The 17,487-nt window shown below is 36.6% G+C and carries 10 protein-coding genes; all 10 read right to left on the bottom strand.

Going from position 1 to position 17,487, the window contains the following annotated elements; all coding sequences use genetic code 11:
* Window positions 1-7 precede the first annotated feature (7 nt).
* Complete coding sequence (locus AC3Z9T_RS13685) at window positions 8-2,617, bottom strand: TonB-dependent receptor domain-containing protein (RefSeq protein ID WP_490126669.1); 2,610 nt, start codon at window positions 2,615-2,617, stop codon at window positions 8-10.
* A 364-nt stretch (window positions 2,618-2,981) separates the two neighbouring features.
* Window positions 2,982-3,500, bottom strand: coding sequence for a 4-hydroxyphenylacetate 3-monooxygenase, reductase component (gene hpaC, locus AC3Z9T_RS13680; RefSeq protein ID WP_070926679.1), 519 nt, complete (start codon window positions 3,498-3,500; stop codon window positions 2,982-2,984).
* A gap of 19 nt (window positions 3,501-3,519) precedes the next feature.
* Entirely contained in the window at window positions 3,520-5,082 is a 1,563-nt protein-coding gene (hpaB, locus tag AC3Z9T_RS13675) for a 4-hydroxyphenylacetate 3-monooxygenase, oxygenase component (RefSeq protein WP_490126668.1), read from the bottom strand.
* 501 nt (window positions 5,083-5,583) lie between these two features.
* Window positions 5,584-6,264 (bottom strand): LysR family transcriptional regulator, encoded by a 681-nt coding sequence (locus tag AC3Z9T_RS13670; protein ID WP_490126667.1) that lies wholly within the window; start codon window positions 6,262-6,264, stop codon window positions 5,584-5,586.
* A 569-nt stretch (window positions 6,265-6,833) separates the two neighbouring features.
* Window positions 6,834-7,724, bottom strand: coding sequence for a UTP--glucose-1-phosphate uridylyltransferase GalU (gene galU, locus AC3Z9T_RS13665; RefSeq protein ID WP_490126666.1), 891 nt, complete (start codon window positions 7,722-7,724; stop codon window positions 6,834-6,836).
* A gap of 276 nt (window positions 7,725-8,000) precedes the next feature.
* Window positions 8,001-8,900, bottom strand: coding sequence for a GGDEF domain-containing protein (locus AC3Z9T_RS13660; RefSeq protein WP_490126665.1), 900 nt, complete (start codon window positions 8,898-8,900; stop codon window positions 8,001-8,003).
* Between the two features lie 5 nt (window positions 8,901-8,905).
* A complete protein-coding gene (bcsD, locus tag AC3Z9T_RS13655; RefSeq protein ID WP_490126664.1) occupies window positions 8,906-9,361 on the bottom strand; it encodes a cellulose biosynthesis protein BcsD in 456 nt (151 codons plus the stop codon).
* Between the two features lie 2 nt (window positions 9,362-9,363).
* The gene (locus tag AC3Z9T_RS13650) at window positions 9,364-13,059 is read right to left on the bottom strand and encodes a cellulose synthase subunit BcsC-related outer membrane protein (RefSeq protein WP_490126663.1); all 3,696 of its coding nucleotides are present in this window, start codon (window positions 13,057-13,059) and stop codon (window positions 9,364-9,366) included.
* Window positions 13,049-15,367, bottom strand: a complete 2,319-nt coding sequence (locus AC3Z9T_RS13645; RefSeq protein ID WP_490126662.1) for a cellulose biosynthesis cyclic di-GMP-binding regulatory protein BcsB — start codon at window positions 15,365-15,367, stop codon at window positions 13,049-13,051. Before AC3Z9T_RS13645 ends, AC3Z9T_RS13650 begins: the two co-directional genes overlap by 11 nt.
* The gene (gene bcsA, locus AC3Z9T_RS13640) at window positions 15,360-17,468 is read right to left on the bottom strand and encodes a UDP-forming cellulose synthase catalytic subunit (RefSeq protein WP_490126661.1); all 2,109 of its coding nucleotides are present in this window, start codon (window positions 17,466-17,468) and stop codon (window positions 15,360-15,362) included. The genes AC3Z9T_RS13645 and bcsA overlap by 8 nt, the downstream gene beginning before the upstream one ends.
* Window positions 17,469-17,487: the final 19 nt, after the last annotated feature.

Genomic DNA, 17,487 nt, shown 5'->3' with positions numbered 1-17,487 from the left:
TATTGTGTTAAAATCGATAGGTGAAATCAACCGTGACTGTTCTGCCTGGGGCTGGCATCAAGCTCAATGCCATCGGGTCGACATAGTATTCATTAGTTAAATTGGTTACCGTTAAATTGATATCTGTATTTGGATTGAATTGATAGTTCGCATAGGCATCATAAGTGACTGTCGAAAGATAAATAAGCTGGGTTCCTGTCATACCAACGGTATTCCACGATTTATTTAACTTATGTGTTGGGCCACTGTTATAGATCCGACGAACTCCAATATCTAAGTTACGATCTTCTAATAATCTAACACCTAGTGTTGTGTTAATAGAGTACTTAGGTGGGTTAGTCAGGTTGACTAAAGATGTACCAAAACCACCATTAACACAGTTTGGTGTATTTGGATCACCATAGGCGTAATTACGGATGCGGCTCGCTGTTTTAGAGTCACAAGTGGTAGCTTCAAGGTAGTAGTTACCTGATACGTCTGCATAAAATCGACCTTGATCGTAAGCAAGGCTATATTCGATCCCCGAAGTTTTGTACAGATCAACGTTTTCAATTATCCATGATGAATTATTAGGGTGGTAGCCGCGAGTGATCATGTTGTGCAGATCGCTTTTAAACCATGCAACCTTTGCCGACATTTTGTCATCGTCCATTAACAGTGATTTTTGTACGGTTGATGCACCGATCTCTAATACCTTATTTTTCTCGGGTTTTAAATCCGCCGCAGGGACGGAAGTCCAGTTACCAAGTGTTGATTCGAAAATGCTTGGGTTTTTAACTGCTTCACTGTATTTGACATAGATTTGGCTGGTATCATCCAAATGGAAGGCGATACCTACTTGTGGACTAAAATCACGGCCATGACGCTCAATAGGTTTTGAATAGGCATACTCGGTAGTGACTTCTTTTTTTAAAATCGCCTGATCATCAGGGCGAGGGTCACGTTCAAAACCATTAAAATCGTATTTTTCACCAAGCGTGGTATTAGCGTACGGGGTATTTTTTAATGAATCTAAGGTGTAATTACCTTGTTCATCAGGCCACCATTCCATATACCAACTTTCTGGCCATTTTTTGAAGAATTCGCCATCTTTTTTTAAGCGAGCAAAGGTGTATTCTTGAGTCCGTGATTTTGCTGCATAAGCGGTGCTGTTCTTGTCTCGAACATTATATTCAGTATAACGGCCCCCCACTTGCAGAGTTAGCCAATTAACAGGTTTATATTCAAGTGAACTTGAAAGGCTATACTCTTTTCTAACACCACTACGTAAAAAGCGGTTCTTTTGGAGGTTTTCTTTTAATACAGGGGAATTAGGTCCTGTATCTTCATATTGGAAAGCACCGCCAATGGTTAGGTTAAATTCTCCGAAGCGGTTTTCGAAACTAGAACGGTTAGTTAAATTGACGCCATAACGATCTGCCTTAATATCAGATAGTAACCCTTGTTTGTACTGTTCATTTTGCGGATCGGGTAATTGTTCTGTACCAAGATCAAAGACAGGCACATTACCAATATTGGCGTTATACATGCGGCTTACTGAACGGGTATACCATAATTCAGAAGTGAGATTGAGCCAGTCATTGTCTGGGTTAAAATTATGTTTGGCAGATAAAGAATCAATAGTAATTTTACTTGGGATAAATTGGGTCGATTCACCTTTACTGTTTGGTCCTGAAATCATCGATGGCATGATCTCGCCCCAGCTCGCATCATAACGGCGGTAGATCAACTCAAGTTTTTGTTCGTCTGTTAAATCGGCAGCGCCTTTTAATAACCAAGATTCACTACGGCTATGGGTATCGAGAACTTCTTTACCTGCTGGATAGGCTTCGATAACCGCAGCGGTCGTCATACCAGTACCACCCGTTGTAGAGTAGTGTGCATTTTCATAGCGGTTAGCACCATTCTTACCCGCAAAATAGTTTCCTTGATTACGGTAAGCATAGGCCACAAGCAGTTGATAACGATCTTTATCAGTGGCGATAGCAATACTACCAAATCGGCTATTCATATTGGGCCATGAATTAGCATCGTCGCGATCTTTGGTCTTAGTGTAAAACCCTGAACGCTCTGAAATGGTATTGTTTGACATTCCTCCTCGCAAACGTACGCCAAAAGTCTCGCCTTTTGGGATCACATCCGCTGGCTGTAATGTGGTCACACGTACAGCGCCACCAATGGCGCCTGCAGCGTCGGTTTCTAGACTAGGGCCTTTATCAATAGTCACTTGACTAATTAAATCAGGATCAAGGTAGCTACGTTGTTGCACCCCTGCGTAACCACGATAGACATCAATAGATTGTTGTGTTCCATCAACAATAACAGGAACGCGACTTTGTCCTTGCAAACCTCTGATATTGACATCTAATGCACCACCATTACGGATATCACCAATATGTACGCCACTGATACCACGTAAAAAGTCAGCAGCTGAATTTCCACGATATCTTTCAACCGTTTTACTATCAATATTGACGGATGAGCCGAGCTGCAAGTAAGGGTACTCTGCGTCGAGTTCTTTTTGCGATTTAGCGGATATTTTGAGCGGTGATAATGCTACGCTATTGTCAGATGGAGGTTGAGTGGCGCTGTGTGCCGTGATGAATCCGCTTGCCATAAACGGGCTAACACCAATAAAAAGTTTAAGAAGCTGAGAGATAGGCTTCATTGAATTATTTTGCATGATAATTATTATTTGAAATTAACTGGTAATGAGATTGTAAATAATAATTATTATCATTCAATAAATTAAGGTGTTATTAATATCAAAAAATGAGTTTGTACTAATGTCTTGATTTAAAAATAGTATAAACACAAGTAATTTACATTTGGGCAGGTAATATAATTACATAATATTTGTTGGGGTAATGGTTGGAATGCTGATTTGAAGAGTGATAAAAAGACCCCCAATAATTACTTGTCCAACTATTGGGGGTCACTTCATTATTTGCGGCCTCTTGAGGCTGTGATAATTTAATATGCTATGCAGTCACGGCGAGCAGCTGATGCATCACTGGGTGGAATTTACGTTTAAAGTAAACTAACCCATGGCCTTCTTCTCTCACGATGATTTGCTTTATCTCAACCAAGTAAACCGAGTGAGTGCCAATGTCTTGAACTTGAGTGATTTCACCTTCAAGATTCGCCAGAGCATCTTTCAGTAATGGCTGTTGTAGAATGCCTCTATCCCAAACATTCCAACCAAAACGTTCTTCCATGGTCGAGCCTTTCATACCCGCAAAATGGCAGGCCATTTCTTCTTGTTCATGATTTAGCACGTTCACACACAGGCGGCCATTTTCTTGAAAAACCGCATTCATAGCACTGTTGCGGTTAACACACACCATAAGAGTGGGTGGCGTATCTGTAACTGAACAGACCGCGGTTGCTGTAATACCGCAACAGCCCGCAGTACCATCCGTGGTGACAATATTGACTGCTGCACCAAGACTTGCCATCGCATCTCTAAAACGCAGGCGATGTTCATTTTCTAAAGACATATTGACCTCCTGCTGCCGATTACTTCAGCAGCGAATCTAACTGATTAATATCATTATTGTTATGTAGGTGTGAGCGTTTCCAGCCATGCTGATCGTAATCAGACAGGCAGCGATCAACCATATCTGTCATCGATTTCATATTGCCAGAACCGTATGCATGACGTAGACATTGCAGACGAATTTCGTCTTGGCTACCTGCGTAGTTGATTTCGTACAACTCATGTCGACCACCAAATTCACTGCCGATTGCATCCCACATCAATTTTAGGATCTTAATACGTTCTACATGATCCATACCGTTTGAGCCACGAACATATTTTGCCAGATACTTATCGATTTCTGGGTTATTCATATCTTTCACGCTGGATGGTAGATAGATCAGACCGCTCGTTACGTTACTTTCAATGATGTTTTTAATTTTGGTATAAGCCATTGGTGCCATCACGCGATATGTTTGAATCGCTTGCGTATCTGGTAGATATGCACCACCTTCCCAGGCTTTTGCTTCAGCGGTCATTGCATCAGTGAGTGACCAAAACAAGTTACGCCATGCAACCACTTCACCCAAGTCTGCTTGTACGCCACGGAAGTCGATAACGCCAGTACATTCAAGGCTCTTTTGTAGTAAACCAGTAATAAAATCCAGTTTGACTGCTAAACGTACGCAAGCTTGTAGAGGGAATAGACGAGCAAACCCACCTTGTACTGCCCAATTACGTGCTCGGTCAAAATCACGATAAATTAGCACGTTTTCCCAAGGGATCAGCACATGATCCATCACCAAGATGGCATCATTTTCATCAAATCGACTTGATAATGGGTAGTCAAAAGGTGCTCCCGTCGCACCTGCCACTAACTCATATGAAGCACGAGAGATCAATTTAACGCCATCAGCATCCATTGGAGCAACAAACATCAGTGCAAAATCTGGGTTATCACCCATAACTTGAGCGGAACCAAAACCAATAAAGTTATAGTGGGTTAATGCTGAGTTGGTTGCGACCACTTTTGCGCCGCTGACGATAATACCTGCATCAGTTTCTTTTTCCAGCTTGATATAAACATCTTTAACTTCATCAGCGGGTTTGTGGCGATCGATGGGTGGATTAACAATAGCATGGTTAAAATATAAACCACTTTCTTGAATTCGCTTATACCAATTGCGTGCATTATCAGCGAATTGCCCATAATATTCAGGATTAGCACCTAAACAGCTGGCGAATGCCGCCTTATAGTCTGGAGTGCGTCCCATCCATCCATAACTTTGTCTTGACCAATCAGCGATGGCATCGCGTTGTTGGCGTAATTCGTCTGCACTTTTGGCAAAGCGAAAGAATTTATGCGTGTATCCACCATTTCCGGTGTCGGTTCCCCAGCAAAGGCTGTCATGAGTTGCTTTATCATGGAGTGCATCATATAACTGTCCTATTGAAGCCGCAGAATTACGAAATGCAGGGTGTGTTGTAACATCTTTAACACGTTCACCATAGATATAAATTTCACGGCCATCTTGTAGGCTTTTCAAATATTCTTGGCTATTAAATGGGCGTTTAGCATCAGAGCGAAAATCTTCTGGTTTCATGTCTACCTCGTATCTCACAAAGAATGCCAGCGTGTTATAGGGTACTCTAGGCGCTGGTATCTGATTTATGTTAATTTTATGTTTATTTTGTGTTTCTCAATTGAAGCGCTTTATTGACAGATAAGAAAGAGATTTTAGAAAGGATCACTGGTACTTTTCGTTGAAGAGATGGTTTTATGATAAGAATGTGATCATTGTTGTATTTTTTATTAATAAAAAAATAAGCTTATAATAAAAAAATAAGTAAATTCATTATGTTATAGATCATTAATTGTTTAATAAATTTAAATGTTACATGAAAATTTGATAGATAAATAATCAATAAAATGAGACAAAAAGATTGATAGTCATAAAAAAAGTACTTTTTAAAGATGTTTATAGGTTGGTTGAATGAAGTGAAATGAGAAAAATAACGGAAAAAGTTAATGAAAAGTTGCATAAAGCGTACTTAATACAGCTACAGAGAGCGAATACTCAAGTACGCCTTTTGTTAATTGCTTATCAGGCTATATAAGCTTTTTTTGATATAGTATCTATTGATTCATTGATTAAATTACCAATGTTCAGATAGTTATCCATATTTTTATCACCATTTCTAAAGCAAATTTTAGATTTAATCTCAGAGTGAGCGCCTAGAATACTGGTGAATTGCTCATCATGCCCTTTATGTGAGGTATGCTGGTGATTTATTGGGAAACTTATCAATGAAGCAGAAATAAAATTATCTGGACATTTCATTGATGAAACAATTAATAAATTTAAAGACATAGCAGCAAGTTGTGAAAATAATACTTCGGTCTTATCAATGGTTATATTTAAATTAATGGTAGGATCATTATTTGAAACGGCTCCTGTAATATAAGAAATAAAGTATTCTGGTAATGTATCAGAAATACCAACATGAAATGTTTTAATATTATTATTTGTCGATTGTTGAGCGATAGCTTTAATCTCTTCAACTTCTCTTAAAATAATTTGGCTATGTTCTAAAATTCTCAATCCTAAAGGTGTGAAATTAACTCTACGTGTTGTTCTTTCTAGTAAGAAGCAACCTAAGTGATTTTCAAGTTTACCAATTTGGATACTTAATGTTGGCTGTGCCACATTACAGTATTGAGCCGCTTTCTTAAAGTTAAGAAATTTACCTAATGCGTTCAAATACTCAAAGTCTCTAAGATTCATGTTATTGCCTCTGCTGTAATTTAAATTTAACCCTAGTTGTTATTGTTTATTGCTCACATATACTCGTCATACTTCAAGTTCCAGCACCTTTTGTTAAGGTACGGTGACTATGTTCTCTTGTGCCAGCCACAGTATTTTTTAGATTCCTAGCGACTGATTCACTTGTCACTTAGCTACACCTCGAATTATTTAGAGTAGAGTGATGAGCGAGAGCTAATAGCAGAAAATAGTTTTCGCATTATAAAATGTGAAATTTACTGCCATTAATATTAAGTCGGCCTATCACCAAACTTATTCATAATGAAATCTCAATACGTTTAATAGAAGCAAATGCTGAGATGCCATTATTGGATAAGCTTTGCTCATGAAGCGAATTAATTTTTAGAATTAAATATAAAAAAGTATTAAAGGGCTATAACTAGTCTTCTAGTTTTTTTTGATACAAATCCAATCCTGAATTGCATTAGTTTAGCTATGTTTTCTAACGAAAAACGCAGTATCCAGACGACTGATTGGATTTAGTTAATTCATATTTGTGTACCTTTATAAGCTTAAACTTATGAGTGCTATTAAACGGCGACGACAGTATCTTTTATCCATCGGTGGAACTGTGATCCAAATGTTTGATGCTGTCGACTGTATTCAAAAAATGCTTTTATATAGCCCATTTTGTCACCACAATCATGGGATTGGCCTTTGATGTGGTATCCCTCAATTGCATGAGTTTTAAGTAATGCCGACAGTGCATCTGTAAGTTGTACTTCACCACTGACTCCAATAGGCGTAGTTTCTAATAATGGCCAAATCTCCCGGCTTAAAACATAGCGGCCAACAACAGCAAGATCAGAAGGGCTATTATCTTTATGTGGTTTCTCTACAATGGCAGAGATACTATTAAAGGAGCCTCTACTGGATGGTTCGTTATTACAATCAACGATACCATAGTTTTCTACATGCTCTTTACTGACTCTTTCGATTAGTATCTGACTTTTCCCTGTCGAATTAAACCGCTGTATCATGGCAGGCAGATTGTCTAATTGATAATTACATTCATATTCATTAATAATGACATCAGGTAAAACAACAATAAAATCATCATCCCCTATGAACGGTTTTGCACATAAAATTGCATGGCCTAAGCCATTTGAATCACCTTGTCTAACATGCATTATTTTTATATTTTTAGGTATCACATCATTAATTTCATTTAACAGCTGTTGTTTCCCCTTTTGCTCAAGCAATGACTTTAATTCAAATGACGTATCAAAATGGTTCTCAATTGAATTTTTTGACGAATGAGTAACGAAAATAATTTCATTAATACCCGCCATACAACATTCTTTTATGATGTATTGTATAATCGGTTTATCGACAAGAGGTAACATCTCTTTCGGTATCGCTTTTGTTGCTGGTAACATGCGAGTGCCTAAACCAGCAACAGGTATTACAGCTTTTAACATATATGATCCTTGGTCAATAAAATATTTAGTATATACATGCTATACTCGTCACATTTCAAATTGCAGCGTTTTCGTTGAGGTATAAGTGACTACGTTCGCTTATCACCTAGCTGCATCTCGGATTATTTAGAGTATATATTTCGGGTTGCAGTACTTTTTATTAAGATATAGCGATTTTGCTCATCTCCTTGCCACTGATCTGCATCTCGAATATATATTGCTATCAAAAACGTACTTTTGGATTTTATTAATATAAATAGCTATATAGTGTTAAAACTAAATAAATTTTTGTACTTTGTTTCCTCCTTCTTCTTTGGCCTTGTATAAGGCAATATCAGCATTTTTTAATAACAATCCCAAACGATTGCCATCTAATGGGTACTGTGCAACACCAACACTAATATTTATGTTTGAGATTTTTGCTCCCAAGTAACGATATGAATAGATCCTCATGCTATTCAAAAAATTTAAAAAAAATAACTCGACATTTGGAATGCTCAATTTATTGAGCATTAGAACAAATTCATCCCCACCAAGCCGAGCAAAAAGCACATCACTTGGTAGATTTTCTTTGGCATTCTTAGAAAATTGCTTTAACAAGTGATCACCATAAAGATGGCCAAAGGTATCATTTATTGTTTTAAATTTATCAATATCAATAATGGCAATATAATATTCTGTAGTATTACGCTGAGCGAGCTTTATTTTCATTTTACTTTTTTTATAAAAACCATATCTATTTAATAATTTTGTTAATGGATCATGATGAACCTGAAAAAGTAATTTGTTTCTTATAAATATGAATTTAGTAACCTCTGTTAGTGTAATGCAATACTGATAATTTTGATTAAGGCCACTTTTAAATTCAACTAAATTGGCAATAAAGAATATTTTCTGCTTTGTTTTCGTTATGAAAAAAATTTCTTTCTTGAAGCAATTATACCGTTTAACAGAAAATGAACTGTTTATACCTAAAATTAACTGATTTTTCTTTATATCAAATGCTAAGCCTACGATTTCATTATATTCATAGTGATAATTTTCTATGAAATATGAGCTAGCATAAGAGACTTTTCCATGTATATCAATTAATAATAATGCTACTACCTCATCTAGTATTAAATCTAAAGGGATGCTTTTATTGTTTTTTGATATAACCTTATTATGATTAAGCATAATAATTATTTAGATAAAGCATAGCGAAATATAAAAATGTCTTCTGTTGCGTTTTCATTCCATAAAACAGGAACTGACTTATTACCGCCTTGAGAGACTAACCACTGAGTGTACAAGCCCTCCAAAACACTGGCACTTGCTCTACGCCATTTTTTATTGACCGATTTTGGTGCATGAGGCCAAGCACAGTGAATAATGAGTAATTCACTATTAGCTGGAGCCATTTTAATAAATCCCCAGTTAAAGCCTTCTAAAGCACTATTAATACTTTTCTCTAATTGGGCTAATGTGTTTGCATTTTCAATTTTATGTAATTCACCTAATTGTTGTCCAATTTTTCTTAAAGTATTGCAACCTTCATTGGTTTCACCAGATGAAAACTCATAAAATAAGAAATTGATTAAATCATGCCAACCAGTTTTAAAGCTGCGTTGTAAGTAACTATCTTGGTCATAAATCATTTCTATTTTCCTAGTATATCGTTGTCGAATAAATATTTAAAGTAAATATTTGCTTTTGTTTCATCATAATTTCCAAAAGTGTTATAACTGACATTTGCACCAATCAATGCTGATGGTGATATTTTATATTTAGTATCCACACCAATTGCATAGCTAATACCATTTTTACTGTCACTCTTATAGCGAGCATCAATATATTCATCATTAATTATGTAGTTCTCTAACGTTTCTTGATATTGGCGATTATTGGGATAATAGTCTGTACTTTCAGTTGTATAAGACTGATAACCAATGCTTGAGCTTAATTTTACTGATAGATTATTGATATCTTGTTGATAGGATACAGGCAGTGAAAAGGCTATATATTTTTGTGGGCTAAAATAACCTGCATGGCCTAATGTATAATAATTAAGATTTTTATCAAACGCCATATAATGTACATTTGCACCAAAAGTTAGCTTTTTGTTATTTTTATTTATTCCATAAATATATGTGCCAGTATTAAAATCAATCGATTGGTTAGTTTGAACATTAGTACCGATGTATTTATTTCCTGCAATTTTTGTATATGCACCATAGTGGCTATTGTCCCATGCATATTGGGCAGAAACAGTATTACGAGTTATGGCTCCCCATTCTTTACCTGTGGCGTTATCTTTTAACCCGCCATAAGAGAGTAAACTATCTTTTACTGCGCGCCGTTCGGCGACAAATGTTAGTTGGCTATTTGGTGTTGCATCAACTGTCCATTCCGCCCCACCGACTAAAGAGACAATTAAGGCATCACTGTTGGTATGACCAAAATCTAATTGGAAATTGTCGTCTTTAAGCAGAATACTTGACTCCAAACCTTGTCGTGTATTGTTATCAATTGCATCGGCGTGAATATTTTCACGTAAGGAACTATCAACGAGGCTACGACGATTTGCTCTAGTTAGAGCACCGCTACCGACTAAACTGGCATTTTCAGCAGGGGTTTTACCTGAACTGATTACTGATGGCGATATATTTAATGCTACTTTCATATCATCAGATACAGGAATGGAAAGGCTTAGCGTATCTTTAAATTCAGTAAACTTACTTAATCCAGACTCTCCTGAATGACTATTGAACTCAATGGCGTTGTTTAAAGTAATAGCGGTTTTTTGCTGTAAATCGGTGAGCATCTTTTCAATATAGCTTAGTTGCTGTTCTTGTTGAGCACTTTGATGTGTATTCTCGAATAACTCTCCAGCTAGCGGGTGATTTATGGGTAAATAATTTGCGTCGTTATTAGGTTGAATTAAACCCCATTGTGCTGTTTTTAATAGCTTTATTGCTTGGGTGTTGTTTCCTTCAAGTCTCGCAACTCTAGCTGATAACATGATGTAATCTGTTTTGTTGGTTGCTGGTATTTCATTAAAATATTTTTTTACTGTAGAAAGATCTTTATCGGTTAATGCGATGTCAGCTAATCCCATTAATGCCTCCTGATTTTGAGGCGAAATAGAGAGAACATAACGGTATATATCACCTGCTTGATTAGCTTGTCCATTGGCTTGATAAATTCGTGCAGTCGCAAGAAGTAATACACTGTTATTTGGGTTAGCTTTGATTTCAGGAGCCAATATCTGCCATGCCGCATCCAAATGACCTTTTTCTCGATACAAGTCAGCTTGCTCACTTAAATAACTTGCTCTGATATTGTTTATTTCTTTTTCATTTGCGGTAGCTAACAGAGCAGGGGAGTTCATTAGGCTTTCTGCTTCAGACACGTATCCTAAGCGACGTAAAATAAGGATCTGTTGCCCATATTCATTGAGGCTTCCTTGAGGCTCAGATAATTGGTTTTGGCGGATCACTTGTAAAGCCATTTGATTGTCGCCAGCATCCATATAGAGTTGAGCTAAACGGCCGACATCACTTGGGTTATTTGGTGGTGTCTTAATGTTTATTCTAAGTGTATTGAGTGCAGCATTGTTGTTTCCGTTCTCTATATAATGTTTAGCAATGTCGATTTGCTGGTTAAATTTAGCTCGTTGCTTTAACTCAATAATTTCTGCCGATTGAGCTTCAATAGGGATGTTGTTGGATAACGTTAGTACATCACGCCAATTGTTTAGCTCTGATGCGAAAATAAGGGCACTATGCCAAGTTGCAGTAGAGGGGGAATGAGCAACTAGGTTGTTCATCACTGCTGATGCTTTATTTTTTTCGCCTTTTTTGTTTAGCAGTCGTGCGTAGTCAAGGTTTAGCCAAGCATCCTTAGGGTTTTTATTAATCGCTTGTTTTAAGATAGCCTCAGCTTCACCATCTAAGCCATTATCTAGTGCTTGTTGTGCTTCTTTTCGATATTGTTCACTCATGTCGATTCGTTGCTGGTAATAGTGACGTTCGGAAACCGGTAATGTTGCCAATAATTGGTTTAGTTCGGTATATTTTTTTTGATCTGCAAATAACCAAACTTGTTGTTCTTTGACCAACCTATTGTTGGGATATTTTTGATTGAGTTTTTGATAGAGAGACTCTGCACTCGCATAGTTTTTTTGATCGCGATAGATTTGCCCTCGTAGCAAATCTAAAGTGAGTTGCTGCTGTAAGCTATTTGCTGGAGCCCGATCAATAAAAGCAAAAGCCTGATCATATTGCTTATTTCGTGTTAGTTGCTTTATTGTGTCTAATGAAGAGTAATAACCAATATTTTCGATGTCTTTTAACCATTGTTCTCTTTTATGCTCAGTTGTACTATCTGCGGCTTCACGTAATCGCATTTCAGCTTGCTGGTAATCTTTCTTATGCAGTGCGACATAACCAAGACCGGCCATTGCATCACTATTTTTGGGATTATTTTCTAATACAGTTGTAAATTTTTGTTTTGCTTGATCAATGCTACCTTTATTTAACAGTGTAAATGCCGCTAATATTTCATTACCACCAACGCTACGATTATAGTGATCCATAACGCTATTATCGTTAGGAGAAAGGTTGATAAAATTTTGATAAAGTGGCAAATCTTTTTCATTAGCTTGCAGCCACAGTAACGCCTGTTGAATAGCGTTAATCACAGCGGCATTTTTATTGTCTAGCTGACTAAGTTTTTGAATACCTTCCCGGCGAGTTTTCTCTTGATAAGTTAATACAGTCGCGAGTACACGTTGTATTTTGCTATCTGAAGGAGCCTGCTGAGCTCTTTTTCTCAATTCTGTTATCGCTTTATCCAGATACTCCTTACTCCCTGCTAGAGTTTCATAATATTCAATTGCCAGATCACCACTTGGTGGATTGTTGAGAAACAGGTTGTTATAAGTTTGTATCGCTTGATCAATTTGGTCATTTTTTGCTAATGAACGTGCTTTTTTAAGCAATGTGTCTGATGCATTTTTTTGTGGATCAAGCTGTATTAGTTGACTGATCCTTTGGTCATTTGGGGCGTATTTTTTGAATTGTTCGATCCATGGAGTGGCATCTTGTTTGTTTCCTTGTTGGATCTTATAGCGTGACATCAAATATAACGCTTCAACATGATTTGGATCGATGGCGAAAATCTTATTTAACGCATCATAAGCCAATTCATAGTTAGATTTTCCATGCCAATAATCTGCCTTTTCCAATAGGACCTTGATTGCGGCTTCATTCTCTAAAGATGCTGCAGATACGGTAAATACAGGGATCCCACATAGCAGCATGATCAGCATTTTTCCAGCTTTACTATTTTTCATCGTATTTTTTCATCCTTGATAGGCGTTTAGATTCATGTGCTTTTAATCGTTTAAATAGATACAAACTGATTAAAAATAGCGCGCCAAATAATATGAGTATCAGTAAAAAGAGATGTTGGCTAAAAAACCAGATGGTTAAAGTAGTTAATGGCAATTCACCAGACAGGAATGACGGGTTTAGTCGTAGGATTTTTACATCATCAAGATCACTAAACAGCAAAGTATCACCAGACTCATTTTGTTGTCGTCCTGGTGTTGTCATATCAGTTGTTAACTTATTTAACTGTTCTGAGTTGGTTCCAGTGAGAATGGTGACGATCTTGTCTGAAGACCAAGGGGATTTAAAGCTAAGAGATCCACGCCATTGATGTGTGTTTAATAAGAAGTTATTAGCTTCTTCAAATTGATTTTTCCATTCACCCAGTAGTAGTAGTTTTGTTTTATGTATGAGTGAAGGTGAAGCAATTTGCAGGTTGCCTTTGTTATAATGATAGGATGTATTTGCGATTAATGGATGTAACGCCGCGAGATCCTTTAATTTACTGATAACAATAATATTTGATGATTTTAACTTTTCATTAGATTGTATTTTCTCAAAACGGCTAAGCAGCGTTAAATTTCTTACAGGAAAACCCGTGATACGCCCTGATTGCTCCATAAGATTGAGCAATAAAGTCACTTCATCTTTTTCAGGGGGATCAGGTAGTAAAATAGTGGTGTCTGATAAATCAGCATATTTTGTAAATGGGAAGAGACCACTCAGCAGCCAAGCGCTATTCGGTAATTCACCAAAATTAGCTATGTTACGTAAATCGAGTGTTGAACTGGATAATATCTGATTAATAATATCGTTATTGCTGAGGATATTACAGGGAGTGTCCTTGTTTGGAATGATATTGAAGTAAAAGCTTAATTTGTTTTCTCCTTGAAAACGTGTGTTATCTAAATAAAGTGTTGTGCTATTGCTATTTTGCGTTTCAAAGAAATCCACAATAGGCGCTATAACACTATGATTTTTAGCATTAACATTTTTTAAGAATTGCTGATTTAATGCAATGGTTAACATGGAGTTATCAACATCAAACCAGTTTTTTCGATCGAAAGTATAATCAATTTTTAAAGGAATTTTATTGCCTGATAACATAAACATGTCAGGAGGAACTCTAAAGTGAATTTTTTTCTCTTCATTCCAAAACATATGTGCCTGTAGTTCATCAGGGCTTTTTATCAGTTGGTTAAACTGAACAACTTTTTTTGCTGAAAGCCAGTTAGGTGCATCATAAGCTTGTCGTTTGTTGATGGATTGAGGTTGAACTTGCATACTGCTGTTATCAGGTAAGCTAGCAGTGAAAAGTTGATAAGCGGCTTGCCGTAATTCTTCGGTATTACGGCCGCTGACAACGAGCAATTTATATTTTTTATTATTAGGATTATCAATTAGTTTTAAGCTAGAACCATTAGGATCTGCAAAAGATTGCCCTGAAATGGTTTCGCCCACTGTGGTGAATAAAACTGCATGTTTTTCTGGGATCTCATCAAAGTAAACTTTGAAATCATTTTCTTTCTCACCACTTTTGATGCCAAAAATAGAGGCAACGATTGCCGATGACACTAAGGTATCTGAGCTTGGTGAAGCTGCATAAATAAAAGCAAGTTCATTTTTATTAATTTTTAAGGGATCTAAGAATGGACGTGGGAAATCAGCAAGTGATTTACGCGTATTCATGAGGATCCCTTTCATTGTCATTGAGCTTGATGGTGCTATTTTAATGACAAGGTTTTTGAGGTCTGGCCGCTGACATGTCCATTCATTATTAATAATGTCATCATTACTAATAACCTGAAAATTCAGATTATTTTTTGATACCAATAGTGAATTAGGTATTTTTAACGTAAAAATAGAGCGGTTCTCTTCAATTTGTGACAAAGGAACAGCACCTAAAGATTGGCCATTTAAGATAACTTGTAAGTTTTCTTTTTCGATGTCGTCTGCCTTATTAACTGATATAACAACTCGTATATCAGAATTAATTGCAATAAAATCATATGGTAAAGTGAAACTGAGCCCTGATTGCAACTTACTATTAGTTAGCGTTAGTCCATTGGTTAATCCTAATTTTTTGAGTGAAATTTCTTCAGAGGTTGTTTCAACATTATTTTTGTTATCGGGTAAATTACTGCTTAAAATAAAATCTAAGTCAGTAGCCAGTTTTTTATATTCACTTTCAAGTGGTTGGGCGTAAACAGTGATACATTGCATTAGCAACATATTCATGATCAGCAACAAAGTAATATAGCGTTTAGACATGTTGCTGCTCTTTATTTGGTGTGGAAAGAACGATTGAATTATCTGATAACTTTCTATCTTTACGGATAACAAAGAGCCCAAGAGCGCACTGTAAAACATCAACAAATGCTCTTAATGGTTTATCACCACTATGCTGTGAACTTAACCATGCATCTGCGCGAGTTAATACCACACGAACAACATCACGTCGTATGTCATATGTTAAGTGAGCAAATTCCATTCTTAAATAATCACCATCAATCCATGTTTTTTGAATTGGAATTAATGCTTTTTCTTTTCCGATACCAATCGCTATTTGTGTGACATATTGTTGTGTAGAACTGTGCTTAAAAGGATAATTAAGTCTTACACCGCTCATAGATAAATCAATTGAATGAGTTTCTATTTGGCTATTATCAGAAAAATAAACAGTAACAGGCAATATTGCAGATACTCGAGTTGTCCGCCGTAGTTGCTTAGTTTCTTTCGCTACCGCAATCGAAGCTAATACGATCAGTAAACTATAAATTCCCCATATTAAATTGATAATGATGACGCCATTATCAATGTGGCTATACATACCCATGGCCCATTTAATTAGTGCCATACTGATACCAGATACCAAAAGTATCGCTACGATGATTAAAGGACGAACAGCAGTATGGTCAAAATAATTTTTATCAGTTAAGTCACCTTTGTCCGTTACATTAAATTTACCCAGTTTTGGAGACATTAAACTCATTAATGTCGGAAGTATTAAGTGAAATGCCATGACCGTTTCATAAATTTCCCCCCAAAATGAGTAACGGTAACTACCAACTAATTTTGAGTTAACATAGTTAGAGGTAATTAAGTGTGGTAATGCATAAGAAAATATCAATGCTGCTGATGATGAAATAATATTTAGGTCGAATAAAATAAACACGAGTGGTGAGAGTAGAAAGGTGGCTCTGGGTAAACCATATTGAAAATGCAGCATTGCATTGAGATAACAAACACGTTGAGTGAGGGATAGCCCACGCCCAAGCATTGGGTTATCTACACGGAAAATTTGCGTCATTCCTCTGGCCCAACGAATACGTTGGTTGATATGCAAGGTTAATCTCTCTGTGGCTAAGCCTGCGGCAAGTGGGATTGCTAAGAATGCGGTATTCCAGCCTTTACGTTGCAATTTTAATGCTGTATGGGCGTCTTCGGTTACTGTCTCAATGGCAAATCCATTGGTTTCTTTCAATGCGTTACGGCGAATAACAGCACATGATCCACAAAAAAAAGCAGCATTCCAGTTATCATTACCTTGTTGTACGGGACCATAAAATAACGATCCTTCATGAGGTGCTCTTTTAGCTGCTTTTAGGTTGCGCTCAAAAGGATCTTTTGAGTAAAAATGATGTGGAGTTTGTATTAGTGCCAGTTTATCATCCACTAAGAAAGCACCAACGGTCGCTTGTAAAAATACCCGTGTAGCAACATGGTCGCAATCAAAGATACAAATAAGTTCTCCATGCGTTTTTGTTAGCGCATGATTTAGATTACCTGCTTTTGCATGGCTATTATCAGGGCGGGTGATATAACCGACATTGATTTCTTCAGCAAATTGACGAAATTCTTCTCGTTTTCCATCATCTAATATAAAAATTTTAAGTTTGTCTTTGGGATATTCAATGCATTGAGCAGCGAGTACAGTATCTTTGACGATATCGAGACTTTCATTATAGGTTGGTATAAATAAATCAACCGTTGGCCATAGTGTTGTATCTCGTGGTAATGGATCTATGGTTCTTTTTAGTGGCCAACATGTTTGAATATAACCAAAGAGTAAAATAGCGAGTGAGTAAAGCTCAGCAATAAACAGTAGTGAACCTAGAATCAGTTCAATATAAGAATCAAAATAAAGCGTTGTCGTTGCTCTCCACCAGATATAACGAGATGTACAGAGTAACGAAATTAATATCATCATCAGCTGGATTTTTTTACCTTTAAATAATCCAATAAAAAAAGTAAATATAATAAGAATACACCCTAATAAAAGTTGTCTTTCACTATCCAACGGGATAATGATTAATGAAAAGAATAGCAGCAATAAAAATATTGAGCTAAAAAATTTGAGTATTTTCTGCATATAACTAACTCATGATAAT

The sequence above is a fragment of the Providencia sp. 6390 genome (assembly GCF_058148425.1).
Note: the sequence above shows the minus strand (reverse complement) of the source record. Positions and strands in the feature narration are given on the sequence as shown.

Excerpts from the sequence above, each read along its gene's own strand:
- AC3Z9T_RS13685 (WP_490126669.1), bottom strand. The coding sequence starts at position 2,617 with ATGGCAAGCGGATTCATCACGGCACACAGCGCCACTCAACCTCCATCT.
- hpaC (WP_070926679.1), bottom strand. The coding sequence starts at position 3,500 with ATGTCTTTAGAAAATGAACATCGCCTGCGTTTTAGAGATGCGATGGCA.
- hpaB (WP_490126668.1), bottom strand. The coding sequence starts at position 5,082 with ATGAAACCAGAAGATTTTCGCTCTGATGCTAAACGCCCATTTAATAGC.
- AC3Z9T_RS13670 (WP_490126667.1), bottom strand. The coding sequence starts at position 6,264 with ATGAATCTTAGAGACTTTGAGTATTTGAACGCATTAGGTAAATTTCTT.
- galU (WP_490126666.1), bottom strand. The coding sequence starts at position 7,724 with ATGTTAAAAGCTGTAATACCTGTTGCTGGTTTAGGCACTCGCATGTTA.
- AC3Z9T_RS13660 (WP_490126665.1), bottom strand. The coding sequence starts at position 8,900 with ATGCTTAATCATAATAAGGTTATATCAAAAAACAATAAAAGCATCCCT.
- bcsD (WP_490126664.1), bottom strand. The coding sequence starts at position 9,361 with ATGATTTATGACCAAGATAGTTACTTACAACGCAGCTTTAAAACTGGT.
- AC3Z9T_RS13650 (WP_490126663.1), bottom strand. The coding sequence starts at position 13,059 with ATGAAAAATAGTAAAGCTGGAAAAATGCTGATCATGCTGCTATGTGGG.
- AC3Z9T_RS13645 (WP_490126662.1), bottom strand. The coding sequence starts at position 15,367 with ATGTCTAAACGCTATATTACTTTGTTGCTGATCATGAATATGTTGCTA.
- bcsA (WP_490126661.1), bottom strand. The coding sequence starts at position 17,468 with ATGCAGAAAATACTCAAATTTTTTAGCTCAATATTTTTATTGCTGCTA.